The sequence below is a fragment of the Mesorhizobium sp. LNHC221B00 genome (assembly GCF_000502935.1).
Lineage (GTDB): Bacteria > Pseudomonadota > Alphaproteobacteria > Rhizobiales > Rhizobiaceae > Mesorhizobium > Mesorhizobium opportunistum.
Genome location: NZ_AYWR01000011.1, coordinates 330,570 through 343,787 on the forward strand (window position 1 = coordinate 330,570; position 13,218 = coordinate 343,787).

The following is a 13,218-nucleotide window of genomic DNA, read 5'->3' on the forward strand; positions in this document are numbered from 1 at the left end:
TCCCTCCTTCGATGCTAGACGCGTGGAAGACATGGCTGCGCCGCCGCTGCGAGAAAGGCGTGTCCCGTCGCGCGGCGGCTGCATAGTGGGCAGCCAGCGCCGGGAGCTAATCGGCAAAGCCGCGTGTGGCGATTTTGCATAGCGGGCGCAGGCGAATCGCCACGCCCGTCCAGCATGTCCGATGCCGCGTAGGCCGCCAGGATCCCTGAGCGGAGTGCATGCACGATCCCGCGTGATGACAGTGGATCGGCACAGAACAGGCAGTCGCCCGCCGCGACCCAGCGGTCACCGGCGGCGGGATCGATCGTTGCGGTTCCCGCCGCCTTGATCATGCTGGCGGTCTCGATTGCGTTGGGCGGCACGAGCGGCGCGACGGACTGCGTTGCGGCTAAAGCGCGGTACCAATGTCCGGCTTTGCGCAGTTCGCTGCCCAGATCCGGATCGGTGAGGCACGCGCAAGTCGGCGCTGTACCACCAGCCTTCGGGACGCGCCTCGACGACCATGCTGCAATCGCCCGGTGCGCGGTCGAAAAAGCGTGTGTAGGCGGCAAGATGTCCGTGCATGGTGAGCTTGGCGCCGAAACATCGGGCCAGCCTCCAACTGGACCGGTCGCCCAAACCACGGCGCGGGCAACGATAGCTTCATCGGCCAGCTTGAGCAGCCAGCCTTGATCGTCGCGCACTGCCGAACCCACGGCCGAGCCAAACCGCGTGTCCACACCTGCCGCCTTGGCCGCCTGCACCATCAGCCGGTCGAATCGCGTCCGGTCGAGCTGCCAGCCGGCACCGTGAGCGGAAAACATGCCGTGCCGCTCGCTGGGAACTTCATTGGCCCACACCGAAACAAGGGCACGATTTTCAACGAAGCCGGCCTCGGCGAACGGCGTCCAGACACCAAGCTGACGCAGCAGCCCATTCGCTACTGCCGGCAGCACCTCTCCCGGCTTTGGCCGATCATGCCTTCCTGCTTCCAGCAACAGCACGCTCCGCGCGGGTGCATCGTTGCCAACGCCAGTCCGGATGTGGTCGCCGCCGAACGTGATCGTCTCAGCGAGCTGGCGGGACAAAATGCCAACCTCAAGATAGCGTTGGCCCGGATCAGCGAGGCGGACTGAGGAAGACTTTAAATTCAAAAGGTGACACGCGGCAATAGTCGCGTGCCGCTGTAGCCCCAGGCTCCGCTTCACCGTGGGGACCGATCGGTCGCACTCTCAGCCTGGGGTTCTTCTCTGCCACCCATCATCGAATTTTGGTGGATTGTCCGTCTCCCGCACCGGTTTGAGCGCGATAGACAAGAATCGCGTTTTCTGTGCCGGCCGGGCTTCAATGAGGGGGATGGCGAAAAGCTGAGTGCTCGGGCTTGCGGGCCGAGCTTGTCGGTCGCTCGATGGAAAGTGTCATCTGAGGCGCTTCCTCTCCCGCGTGCAACTGGAAGACACGCTCGTCCAGTTCCTTTTCCACTTCCGTCAGACGATGATTGAGGCGAAGGTAGTCCGTCCAGGTCGGCGTGCGGAACGTTTCCGTCCAATGCATAGGCTTCTGCAAGTTCCGCTGGAGCGTCCAATTCCGAGCACCGACCCGGCTGTGTACATGACGCCGCTGCCGCATGAGGTCGAGGAAAGCCTCGAGATTTCTCTCGGCTATCAGATATTCGATCTTGACCACGATCGGGCCGCTCCTCGGCTTCAAGTTGAGAGAGACAGCTGGGGCATCGAATTCCTCCAAGGGATCGGGCTCGGAGTCGCGGCGCTCTCGAAGAGGAAAGAGAACGCCGGCTGCAGCGGAGATCAACAGGGCTCCAGCGGAGCCCTCCAGCGCCCAGGTCAACGAATGGTTTTCGGCCACCGTGCCCCACACCCAGCTGCCGAGCGCGATGCCGCCGTCTATCAAAGCATAGTAGATCGAGATGGTGCGCCCCACGACCCAGCGCGGGCTTGCCAGCTGCACGCTCACACCAACCCCGGACCAGGCGGTCACCCAGCCCGCGCCGCCCAAAGCGAGTGCAATTGCCGCCACCCCGATCGAAGTTGTCAGTGCCAGGGAAAGTGAGCACGCCGCGCAGGCGACGCAGGAGAGCCTCATCAGCCGCTCCTGCGACAAGCTCCGTCTGAACAGGCTGTTGGAGAGGCCAGCGAAGACGGCTCCGGTCCCGAAGCCCGCCATGAGCGCGCCATAGGCGAGCGGGCCTCCTCCCAGCTGATCGCGGACAACCACCGGCAGCAGCGCGAGTATGGCGATGCTCGCCAAGCCAAAGAGGGTTCCGCGCGAGATCGCGGCCTTGATTTCCGATGACATCGCCGTGAAGCGCAGCCCGTCATAAATTGCCGTCCTCATCGACTCGCGTGGAAGAGGGGACGAGCGAACCTTCCACTTGCAGCGCCAAATAGTGGCCAAGGGTACGAAATAGGTGAGCGTGGTTACGGCGAATGCCGCCATAAGGCCAAATGAGGCAACCACAATGCCGCCGAGCGCCGGACCCACAGTCCGGACGGTGTTGAAGCCAACAGAAAGCAGGGTGACGGCAGCGGGAACATCGCGTCGATCCACGATATCGCCAACCGACGCTTGCCAGGCCGGATCATTGAGAGCACCGCCGCTTGCGATCAAGAAGCTGAAGCCGAGGATCATCCACGGACTGACAAAGCCCAGCGCCACGGACGCGGTCAGCATCGCGGACGCAATCACCATAAGGCACCGACCGGCGAACATGACCCGGCGCCGGCTGAAATTGTCGGCGAGAGCTCCGGCAAAAACGGACAGGACGAAAGCGGGCAGGTTCGATGAAGCCTGAACCAACGCAACCATCAGATCGGAAGTCGAGATCGTTGCCATCAGCCAGCTGATGGCGACAGTCTGCATCAACCAGCCGAGGCTTGAAACCTGCGTCGCGAGCCAGATCGAGCGAAAGGTCGGCTGCAGAAGTGGCCCAAAGGTCCTTGGTGCAGCCAAATCTTCGTTTGATCCAGCCACCCTACTCATTTTGCGAACCTTTGCTTTCCGTTATTGTCGCTTCCCATGTAATCTAGGCTGAACCGTGGCGGCTGGAAGAATAGATGGACCCATTTGTCTCCGACGATGTGGCCACAGTTCCTCCTGACCAGTGGTCTGGCGGCCGGGACGCAGACATGGGCCGGCTCACTCGCCTTCGACGACATGTTGGTGAGCCGGAATTCACATGTCATTTGAGGCATCATGCTCGTTCGACGCGCTGCGAGCGATTTTTCGCGAAACGTTACCCTGTTCTTTTGTTGGAAACTCACTCATCAGCGGCGTTCGATGCTGAGTGCGGCTTCCGAAAAGTGAGGACCCTTGCAGATCTTTGACAGGATCAGTTCCCTGATAGATGCAGACGATTGCCAGGCCGCGATCGAGACGCGCGCGCCCTGCTCCTTCAGTTCGGACAAAAGTCTGATGCGCTCACACATGCGATCGACGAGTTTCTGCTCGACCTGATGACATTGGCTTTCATCGTCGAATGTTACGGACGCGGCTTTGAACTTTTGGCGCGAACGCTTGCCCGTAGAAGGCTGGCGAAGGTCAGACTGTTGTCGGGAGGGGTCGGCCGGGCAGAACGGGTTCCAAAGCCTGATGGCTGAACCGGCGATCGAGCCGCGTTCCATTAACGACGTGGCGACCGCCAAAAAAAGGGCATCGGAAAACCGAGGCCCTTTAGGTGTAAAGTCAAAACCTTCAGAGGGGAACAGCTGATACCATGGAATGGGAGGAAACCATCGCGTGCATCAGCTGTAAGCTTAATGGCTAAAAGTTGTGCAATGCGCAAACACATTTTGTGCAATGCAGCTATGCAGTAACGCAAAGCCTCAAGTTGCAAGATCGATTTTGGAAATGTTTGCTGCTCGTACGGTGATGGGCGAGATCCTTAAGCGTATGTACGGCGGCATGATGGACGCTTGCAAGCAGCCAGACAAGATTATCGCGAAGCTAAAATAAGAGGTTCGATCCAATCGGCGATGCTCAATACCCGCGCCATTCTGGTTCAGCCGGGCGTTACATCGCCTCGCCAAGTTGAGGATGTATTGGTCGCGAGCAGCCGCGCGCCAATTTGGAACCCACGACCATATGCAACGATTGGGCACTGTCCGAAGAAGGCCGAGAACGGTTGAAAGTGCGCTAGATGGAGATATTCTGAATTGGAACGGGGGCCTGGTTCATCGCCAAAGCGAGACATGGATGAAAAGCAGATCGCGCCCAACGCCTGATCCAACCATTGCAACGGAAGTCCCCTGGTCGGAAAGCCTAACCGCATATGATGACAAGCATTTCGAGCTCTATTTGAAGCTCATGGACGCTTGCGCCGACAGTGCCAGCGAAGAGGAGATGGCGCTGGATGTACTGGGTATCGATCCGGTCAAAGAGCCAATCCGCGCCCGTAAGGCCCTTCGCAGTCACCTCAAACGGGTGCTCTGGTTTATGCATGAGGGCCATAAGGAACTGCTTCCAAGCCGGCCGCCTCAATAACTGCGGCGCCGAACAAGGTTGCCCGAGAGATCAGGTGGCGCCCTCGGGGGATGCGAGGACACTTGAAAGCCGCAATCGGGTTATCATCTCCATACTGCGTGATCTCTCGGTGTACTACGGTCCCGACTTTACGGATGTCACCCCCGTCGGCCTGGGGCACCCCTTCAAGGTGACATTCACGTCGGCCCCGGATTTGTCTGGCACCTACGAGAACGTTGCAGGGAGCGGCTCGGTAAGCGGCTTTGAACGACCCGGTCAACTCGTAATGACCTACTCCGGAGCAGATGGGATGTCCCATGGAGTTGCCATTCTCCAAGACATTCAGACCCACCTTTCTTCCAACAACGTCGAGCATGATTACGTGGGAGCCGTTTTGGTCCACGCTTGCTATAAGGCGGACACCCAGCAGTGCGATGCCGCCAAATCACGCAATATAAATTCTGCAGGGCGATTTTGTCGAAAAACAGGGAACCCGACAAGGATCCTTCCCTCAAGGGTTACTCGACGAACCATGTTCGGCTTTTCAGAACGATCTGAAGCTGAAGCTTAGCCCGACGGCACAGCTTTAGGCACGAAGGCGCTCACCAGGGTCGCAGCTCAAAGAGAACGGCGCCCTTCGCCGGGGGGCCGTCCGTTCCGCATCCCGCCTGACGGCGGCGCGTTGCTGATGCTCCTACGGCCGCCCTGTTGAGCCGGTCTCAGGGCCACGGTCTTTCTCCTGCACCGATCTGACTTGGTCCCGCTGGCGGGCATTTAGGTGCTTCCGTTTTGTACGCTCTTCTTTCTTGGGCCGCTTCGCGGCACGGCTGCGCCGACATGGATGTGCCTAGCGGCACCTCTCCTATGTAGCGGGAAGAGAGGCGCGCGGCCCTCTCTCCCCAGCAAGCCGCCGCGGGCGGGTTCCCCCATCTTCCTCCGCTTCGCTAGGTGCAGACCGGGGAGACCCCTCCGCCCCCGGGACTTGCCCCCCCCTCGCTCCCCGCTACTCGCCGCGAGGCAGGGGTTCAGGGGACCTGAACCCATCAGGTCAATCCCTGAAATCGACACGAGCAAGTCCATGAATACCGCTGTTATCACTATCCCGCCCGCAGGTAGGGCCGAACTGGCCGCCAGCATCGAGGCCCATGGCCTCATCCATAACCTTTTGACCCGCAAGGCCCCGAAGGGAGCCAAGTTCGAAGTCGTCGCCGGAGGGCGGCGACTGGGGGCGTTGCGGTTGCTGCTGGACGAGGGCCGCACCGTACAGGGCGTGGCTGTGACCAAGAATTATCCGGTCAACCGCTGGCTTGAAGACATTACGGCAGTTGCCGGCCATTATGCGTTTCTCCCTGAAGTCGACCTGCCAGATTTACTCAACGGCTTAGGCTACCGAAGCCTGGGGATGAGGATCTGGAGGGCATTGCCCAAACAGCGCGAGAGCACTGGGGAATCGGATTGCGACCGACCCCAACGTAGTTGCTCTGCTGGAGCAGATCGGCGTCGTCGTGGCGAGCGAACCAATGGAAACCACACAGTTGGATGGGCTAAGCAGGTGGGGATCTGATCGTCGCCCACACGTACTTCTAGCGCAGTCATTCGCGCGAAGACAATTTGATGCCGCGCACGAGTTGGCCCACCTCTTGCTGCACCGCTGCACCGTGCAGTGTCCGAGGATGAGCTTGTCGAGAACTTCAAGCTGATCCAAGACCAAGCTCATCGGTTCGCTTCAGCGTTGCTTCTGCCGGCGAGTCAGTTCTCGGCTGAGGTCACTAGTGCCTCGTTTTGGGAGCTGGAGCGTCTGAAGGTTCGCTGGCGCGTGTCCATCAAGGCTCAGATCATGCGTCTCCAACGCCTCTGCATTGTCGATGCCGAGGGAGCGACCCGCCTTTATCGTAGCTACAGCGCCAAGGGCTACTCAGGATCCGAGCCCTACGATGACGTTTGGCCGCTGCAGCAACCTACGTTACTGGCTGATGTATTTCGGACCGTGGTGGATGACGGGGGCTGTCCAAGGAAGAGCTTCGGCACGATCTGCCGTTGTTCGCTCATGATGTTGAGAGCTTGGCTGCACTTCCTCCGGGCTGGCTCTCGCAAGAGCCTGCTCGCGTCGTGAAGCTGAAGCTCGTGGCGCCGACCCGCGGTGAGGGGCCGTCCGGCCAGCTCGGCGAGGTCATACCAATGTCGCGCCGACAATAAGCGACGTCCGAAACAGCGGTGGTGTGCTTACATATGGGCAAGCTGCCGTTGAGATAACCGTCTGCCTGTGCCTAGGCTGCCCTATAGCCGACAGGGAAAATGCGCTGGTGTTTCTTCTTGTAGATGCAGTAAGTGAGCAGATCGTAGGTGTTTGAGAAGCTGTGCAACCAGAATACATGGGGTTCGCCGTTCGCATCATAAAAGATGCTTTCGCCTTCGCCTACTGGACCCCGTTTGCGGTTCGTTGCGTGATCGCAGATCGCGGAATAGGCAACTGTGGTGGTGATTCCGGGAAAGTGCTCAGCTAAAGCTATCGATCTTGGAAAATATGCCACATTGTCATTCCCCGCCTTCTCGCAAATATCTCTGTGATACGGATGCCGACTGACAACGCCGAAGGCAGGAAACTCCGGGTCGCGTTCACAAACCATTTGCCAAAGTGTTGTTGTAAGTGTGTTCCCATAGCGCTTGCGAAGCTGCTCGATACTCTTCCATTCCAATGAGCAGTCCAGCGCTTCCGGTCGAAACCTTCCTCCGAGAAACAAGAGATGGCGTCCGCCATAGTTGGCTTCTGCTTCCATTGCCTGATGGAATGTTGGGTTCAGCGTGGACTCGTTGTCGCCCAGAAGCAGGGAGCGATGCCACGGTAGAAGGTCATGTGTAATTTCATGTGCGATGAGGAAGCGTCGCTTTAGCTCGGCTACCTCGTCATCGATGAAGATTCTTTTGTCGCCTTCCGTCAACATTAGGATACCACGAAGGCCATATTGCTGGACTACATCGACCATGCGCTTAGCCGTGCTGGTGATCTCGTTCCCAGCCATTCGCGCCCTGTGGGCGATCTCATCTAATAGGCTCAAGTTCGCCTTGCTATAATAGGTAAGGTCAAGCTTTTGCAGCGCGCGCACCTGCTCGAGCCTTAATGGGGGCTCTGGATTGCCGAGATCACGTAGCAAACGTGATATGTGCTCATGGATATCTCGGCGCTCAAAGTTCCCGATTATCGGCTCAATCGCAGACATGGTCATCCATTCTTCTTATCGATTGACGCCAGTACCTTAACGAAATCGTTGAGGTCGCGCCTTTCAGCCTGGCTTAGTTTCGATAGGTCGTCTGAACTCGCAGCAAAACGATGCACCGCTTCGGTGAGATTGTCATTCTGCGCGGACGCCGCCGCAGTCAGCAGTCCTACAGCACGTGCTGAAACCCCAATAAACTCGGCTAGCTGATGAACGGTACGCGGGCCTGGAACATAGTTGGGATCCTTCTCCACCTGCTCCAATTCCGCCGCATCAACACGAATTTTGGCAGCCAACTGCGCAATGCTTAAACCGTCCTTGCGTCGAAGCTGATGCACCAACTTAAACAACACAGCAGATTTCTGTTCGGGGGCAGCCGAATTAGGCTGCCCCGCAGTTGCTTGATGACGAGACTTCTCCTGCATAAGACGCTCAAGCGGAGCTGCGTCGCGGAGCGGGAGCCCCACGTCGCAATCGACATCCGGATCATGTTCGATATGGCTGCGCAGCCAATCGGCAGTGAAATGTAATTTCATGGTCGACTCCTCTTGTTAGTGTTGCACGGATAGGAAAGTCGCAGCATCCCTGCTGGAAAGCTCGAAGTATCTAAGTCCTTTATGTACTCCTTCGCTATCCGTTCCGAAATCCGTCATTCCGATCGCATCCCGGTAGAAAACTTCTGCGCCACGAAGTGAATGCAGACCAATTCGGCCACCAAATTCCTCTTCTAGGCTCAAGCTGACGGCCGTACCGATGAGCACACGGCCCGCGCCCTTGTAAGTCGGGTCAGCAACCAACTTTGGTCGGTTCCATGGAGCCGTCGCCAAAAACTCCACGTAGATCAGCGGCGCTCGCTGATGCTCGGGGTGGCGACTGAAGCAATCCTGACCGCCTTTGCGCGTCATCATGATGGCTTGGGTACTGCCACCACATTCAAGCACGAAGAAATCGAACAGGAAGGGGTCGTTCAGCGCAACCAGCGCCTTCTTGCCCCATTCCCAATGGGCGTCTTCAGCATTGACCTCTGCTAACGTCTGAAGGGAAGCCTTAGCCTCCCTCCGACGCAACTCAAAAAGAGGTCGCCAGCGTCCTTCGATATGCGCGAGATTCGTGCTGTCCAAGCCATGATACAGGTGTGCATCTTCGTACAGGCCTGTGGCACGATTTTTGAGAAAGACTCGATCGATCAGCCCTTTCATAGAACCATAAGCTCTACTTTTTCTGATTTATCCGCGCTTTCGACGAACACCTTTTCGCCCCGCGCCAGTCGATCATCGACTGATTTGTAGAGCCGCAGCGCTTGGCGAACGAGTGCGGTTTTAGACAACCCTTTTTCTTCACACATGGTTTCAAGGACGCTCATTTCTGCGTCCGACAAATTAAGCGTCATCGTACGCTTCACAGGCGCTTCTCCCTAACCAGCACTCTCCATGTAGCTATAAAGTCCATACCTGTCAATCAAAAAACAATCATTAATTAGCCAATTAATAGCTAGACATTGGCTAAAAACTCCATATATGATTTGTGCAGAATGAGAAACAAGGAGGGTTCAATGCCTGACGTAACGAACTTTACATATAAGCTGGATGGTCGCGTGATCGCCACCAATGACGCCATAATCTCAGGTCGCGAGGTCCGCACCATCGGCGGGCTCAATCCAGCTAGCGGTTATATTCTCATCCAGATTGCGGACGGGTCGACGCGTTCGATCGGGCTTGAGGAGCCGACCGACCTGCGACAGATGCCGCAGCCTGAGTTCCTTTCATTCGAAGGTGATCGGACCTTCTCCCTCACCGTCAACGAGCGCGGCTGGGAATGGGGGGCGGCCAAACTCTCCGCAGCTGACATCTACCGTTACGCCAGCATCGATGAGGAACTCGAGCTAATCCTGGACAGCGCCGGCGACGCGGTCATTCCCGCTGATGGCGAGGTGACTCTGGGCGGACAGGGAGTCGAGCGCATCCGCAGCCGCGAAGCGAAGACGGTGGTCATCAAAGTCAACGGGCGACCGCGTACGGTGCCCAAGAAAAAGCTCAGCTATCGTGAGGTTGCACTTCTCGCCTACCCTGACGCCGACTTCGAGAAATTCAAGTACACGATAACTTACCTGAAAGGTGTACACGGCGCGGAAGGTGATCTGGTGGAGGGCGAAAAGATCGAAGTCAAGAATGGGATGGTCTTCAATGTCCGCCGATCTGATAAGTCGTGATCCACATCTGAAGCAACTGCTGGACGAGGGGTTTGAGCTTGAGATGCGCGACCTCGTCCTCCTCGTTCACAGCGTGCCCTATGTGAAGCGGGACATGTCGCTTGGTCGAGGCACACTTGTCTGCACTCTGTCGCTGGATACGGAAGGCCTGACCTCGACTCCACTGACGGACCACACCATGTGGTTCGCCGGCGAGACGCCTTGCCATCGCGATGGCACGCCAATGACAAATATCATCCATAATAGTCAGGAAGCGACTGTGGGGTCGGACATCAAGGTCCACCATTATTTCTCGTCGAAGCCAGAAGGCACCGGCCAGTATGCCAACATTTACGACAAGGTTGTCACCTATGAGTCTCACCTCGGTGCTGCTGCGCGGTCTCACGACAAGACCGCCAACGCGCGTACAGGCGTCACGTTGGCCAGTGCGGAGGACGATAGTCCCTTCGCGATTCCCGATTCTGCGTCAGTCCGCTACGGAATCCTCGCCGCCAACCGCAAACTCAGGGGCAGCATCGCGATCATCGGCCTCGGCGGAACCGGTGCCTATCTGCTCGACCTCGCCGCCAAGACCCGTGTTGCCGAGATCCACATCTACGATGACGACCAGCTTCTCAACCACAATCTTTTCCGTTCGCCTGGTGCTCCCGAACTGGTGCTAGCGAAGAATTTCCCCCGCAAGGTAGATTATTACGCTGCGCTCTACGCGCGCATGCACAAGGGCGTGAAGCCGCACACCACTCGAGTGACGGCTGACAACATTGACGAATTTTCAGCCTATGACTTCGTATTTGTCTGCGTTGATAAGGGATCGTCGCGGCGCGTGATTGCCGAAGGGCTGGTTCGCCTGGGCATTGCATTCGTCGACACTGGCATAGGTATAGGGCTGGACGACAACACGCTCGACGGTTGCGCAAGGGCAACGTTTATTGCCCCTGGCATGCCGTGGGCGGAAGTGGCTACCCATCTGTCGTTCGGTGACGACGACGAAGAGGCCGATGTGTACGGAACCGAAATCCAGATCGCCGAACTCAATTCTTTGAACGCGATTATGGCGGTCATGCGCTGGAAACGCTGGCTGACCTTCTATCGTGATGAGCGCAACGAAAGGAACGCGACATACATGATCGAGGGCAACAATATCACAAACCGGGTGACATGATGGCTCGGGTGGATTGTCTTACAACGGTCTTCGTCGAAGACATTCCGGAACAACTGGAAGACGGTGTCCTTTACGTGTCGCGCGAATGCCACGTCGCGCTGCATAATTGCGCGTGTGGGTGCGGCGAGGAGGTTTCAACACCGCTCGTTCCGACTGAATATGACCTCATTATGGAAGACGAGGGAGCCTCGATATGGCCGTCGATCGGCAATCACGACTTCCCTTGTGGCTCGCACTACATCATTAAAAGCGGCCGCATCCAATGGGCCGGCAAGATGTCTCGCGCGCAGATCGAAGCGGGCCGCGTCCATGACCGTCTGCTCAAGCGCGGCGCCCAGCCGAAGGGGCTCAGGGCCATCGTCGCATGGTTCAAGCGCCTGTGGATCAAGTTCATTGGCTAATCAACGTTTGCCATGGGGTCGGCCGCAATTTGCGGTCGGGCTGGCGCCGACACGGCTGTCCTCCGATTGGCTCCAAGTAGGTCTAGGAAGCCGGTAGTCGTTGATGTTGCAAATCTGAATGAAGGGCAGGTTTCAGGGAAACGGTTACCTGGCGGCGTTGTCCAAATGAGGCGCGAAGCCCGATCTTTCATCCAGGAGCACCCGGACAACGCCGAAACTCGCTCGTCAGGGCCGGAGATCGCTTCGTTTTCTGTGAAGTCGGTCGATTAGGGATTCATTTTGGTCGGTACCCATCCAATTCTGAATGAACCGAATTTGGCGGTCTGACCGGCCGAACAGATAGGTGTCTGCTGACCCAACGACGTGTTCGTTTATTGGCCTAATGCCAAACCCAGACGCTGCCGCGCGCGGGATCATGTCTGTACCGCAATGCGGGCAAGAGCCCCCGAAACCCGCTTGCGGGCGGAATCTTCGCCCATCGACCAATGCGTTACGCATGGCACCTTTCCCGGCAATGCAGATATGTGGCCTGCTGCCGGTTCCATGGACACCGAGTTAAGGTGTTGAAGATGGAACCGGAGTTTTCCCATGGAGAGAAGAAAGTTCAGCCGCGAGTTCAAGCTTGAGGCTGTGAGGCTGGTGAAGGAACGCGGTGTTGCGGTCGCGCAGGCGGCGCGGGATCTGGACCTGCACGAGAATGTGCTGCGCAAATGGATACGTGATCTGTCGGCCGATCCGCAGCATGCGTTTCCCGGCCACGGCCAAATGAAGCCGGAGCAGCTCGAGATCGACAAGCTGCGTCGCGAAGTGGCGAAGCTCAAGGCGGAGCGCGACATCCTAAAAAAGGCCGCAGCCTACTTCGCGAGGGAAGTGACATGAGGTTCGCTTTCATCGCGAAACACCGGAGCATCTGGCCGGTGGCATGGCTGTGCAGTGCGCTGGATGTGTCCCGTTCCGGCTTCCATGCCTGGCTCAACCGAAGCCCCAGCGCCCGGTCCCGGTATGATGAGGCTCTTCTTGTCGAGATAGATCGAAGCTTCAAGAGCAGCGACCGCACCTACGGCACACGCCGGGTCTGGCACGATGTCCTGGCGGAGGGGCTCTCTTGCGGCCTGCATCGCATCGAACGGCTGATGCGGGAGAACGGCCTGAGAGCCCGGCCACGTCGGCGTGGCCTGCCGAAGGATGCTGGGGAGCGGCTGGTCGCGTCAGTGTCGCACAACATCCTCGACCGTGCCTTCGAGGCATCGGCGCCGAACCAGAAGTGGGTGGCCGACTTCACCTACATCTGGACCGCGGAAGGCTGGCTCTACGTGGCTGCAGTCGTCGACCTGTTCTCCCGGCGCGTTGTCGGCTGGTCGATGAAGGCAGAGATGACGGCCCAGCTCGTCACCGACGCCCTCATCATGGCGATCTGGAGGAGAGGCAAGCCCGACAGTCTGCTGCATCACTCGGACCAGGGTAGCCAGTATACGAGCGAGCAGTTCCAGCGGTTGATGGCCGACCATGGCATCACATGCTCGATGAGCAGATCCGGCAATGTCTGGGACAATGCGGCGATGGAGAGCTTCTTCTCGTCGCTCAAAACCGAAAGGACGGCCCGCAAGGTCTACAGGACGAGGGACGCAGCCAGGGCGGACGTGTTCGACTACATCGAGCGCTTCTACAATCCCAAGCGGCGCCACTCGACGCTGGGTTATCTCAGCCCAGTTGAGTTCGAGGAAATAGCGATGTTAGCTTAAGTGCCTTGTCCACTGAACTGGCAGCAGGCCA

General features: G+C 58.1%; 14 protein-coding genes. 7 read left to right on the forward strand and 7 right to left on the reverse strand.

Annotated features, from left to right (window positions below; genetic code table 11):
- Nucleotides 1-14: 14 nt before the first annotated feature.
- The 3 genes from X741_RS150810 to X741_RS150800 all read right to left on the reverse strand — a co-directional run bounded on the left by X741_RS150810 (nt 15) and on the right by X741_RS150800 (nt 3,641).
- Complete coding sequence (locus X741_RS150810) at nt 15-1,067, reverse strand: hypothetical protein (protein ID WP_023778368.1); 1,053 nt, start codon at nt 1,065-1,067, stop codon at nt 15-17.
- A 256-nt stretch (nt 1,068-1,323) separates the two neighbouring features.
- Nucleotides 1,324-2,979: an MFS transporter gene (locus X741_RS150805; protein ID WP_031250162.1), complete on the reverse strand. Its 1,656-nt coding sequence runs from the start codon at nt 2,977-2,979 to the stop codon at nt 1,324-1,326.
- A gap of 284 nt (nt 2,980-3,263) precedes the next feature.
- Nucleotides 3,264-3,641 (reverse strand): hypothetical protein, encoded by a 378-nt coding sequence (locus tag X741_RS150800; RefSeq protein WP_156937900.1) that lies wholly within the window; start codon nt 3,639-3,641, stop codon nt 3,264-3,266.
- A gap of 550 nt (nt 3,642-4,191) precedes the next feature.
- Between X741_RS150800 and X741_RS1000000168580 the strand changes: the two genes are divergently transcribed.
- From X741_RS1000000168580 to X741_RS1000000170420, 3 genes are all read left to right on the forward strand, one after another.
- Nucleotides 4,192-4,479: a hypothetical protein gene (locus X741_RS1000000168580; protein ID WP_081726247.1), complete on the forward strand. Its 288-nt coding sequence runs from the start codon at nt 4,192-4,194 to the stop codon at nt 4,477-4,479.
- Nucleotides 4,480-5,536: 1,057 nt separating this feature from the next.
- Nucleotides 5,537-6,022: a ParB N-terminal domain-containing protein gene (locus tag X741_RS1000000171680; RefSeq protein WP_156937901.1), complete on the forward strand. Its 486-nt coding sequence runs from the start codon at nt 5,537-5,539 to the stop codon at nt 6,020-6,022.
- 99 nt (nt 6,023-6,121) lie between these two features.
- Nucleotides 6,122-6,571, forward strand: coding sequence for a hypothetical protein (locus X741_RS1000000170420; RefSeq protein ID WP_023778374.1), 450 nt, complete (start codon nt 6,122-6,124; stop codon nt 6,569-6,571).
- Between the two features lie 154 nt (nt 6,572-6,725).
- On the opposite strand, the gene X741_RS150790 is transcribed toward X741_RS1000000170420, so the two are convergent.
- The 4 genes from X741_RS150790 to X741_RS150775 are packed head-to-tail and all read right to left on the reverse strand — an operon-like array spanning nt 6,726 to nt 9,075.
- Complete coding sequence (locus X741_RS150790) at nt 6,726-7,682, reverse strand: ImmA/IrrE family metallo-endopeptidase (RefSeq protein WP_023778375.1); 957 nt, start codon at nt 7,680-7,682, stop codon at nt 6,726-6,728.
- Nucleotides 7,679-8,209: a helix-turn-helix transcriptional regulator gene (locus X741_RS150785; RefSeq protein ID WP_023830723.1), complete on the reverse strand. Its 531-nt coding sequence runs from the start codon at nt 8,207-8,209 to the stop codon at nt 7,679-7,681. The genes X741_RS150790 and X741_RS150785 overlap by 4 nt, the downstream gene beginning before the upstream one ends.
- 15 nt (nt 8,210-8,224) lie before the next feature.
- Nucleotides 8,225-8,872 carry a hypothetical protein gene (locus X741_RS150780; RefSeq protein WP_023697175.1) on the reverse strand — a complete coding sequence of 216 codons (648 nt, stop codon included), beginning with the start codon at nt 8,870-8,872 and terminating at the stop codon, nt 8,225-8,227.
- Nucleotides 8,869-9,075 (reverse strand): ribbon-helix-helix protein, CopG family, encoded by a 207-nt coding sequence (locus tag X741_RS150775; RefSeq protein ID WP_010913797.1) that lies wholly within the window; start codon nt 9,073-9,075, stop codon nt 8,869-8,871. The genes X741_RS150780 and X741_RS150775 overlap by 4 nt, the downstream gene beginning before the upstream one ends.
- Before the next feature lie 150 nt (nt 9,076-9,225).
- Between X741_RS150775 and X741_RS0135110 the strand changes: the two genes are divergently transcribed.
- From X741_RS0135110 to X741_RS150755, 4 genes are all read left to right on the forward strand, one after another.
- A complete protein-coding gene (locus X741_RS0135110) occupies nt 9,226-9,882 on the forward strand; it encodes a multiubiquitin domain-containing protein (protein WP_032898264.1) in 657 nt (218 codons plus the stop codon).
- Nucleotides 9,857-11,044: a ThiF family adenylyltransferase gene (locus X741_RS150770; protein WP_023697173.1), complete on the forward strand. Its 1,188-nt coding sequence runs from the start codon at nt 9,857-9,859 to the stop codon at nt 11,042-11,044. Before X741_RS0135110 ends, X741_RS150770 begins: the two co-directional genes overlap by 26 nt.
- Entirely contained in the window at nt 11,044-11,445 is a 402-nt protein-coding gene (locus X741_RS150765; RefSeq protein ID WP_032898265.1) for a DUF6527 family protein, read from the forward strand. The genes X741_RS150770 and X741_RS150765 overlap by 1 nt, the downstream gene beginning before the upstream one ends.
- Nucleotides 11,446-12,033: 588 nt before the next feature.
- A protein-coding gene (locus tag X741_RS150755; protein ID WP_156937902.1) for an IS3 family transposase occupies nt 12,034-13,187 on the forward strand; the annotation gives its coding sequence in 2 pieces (ribosomal slippage) (nt 12,034-12,283 and nt 12,283-13,187; 1,155 coding nt in all).
- Nucleotides 13,188-13,218 lie beyond the last annotated feature (31 nt).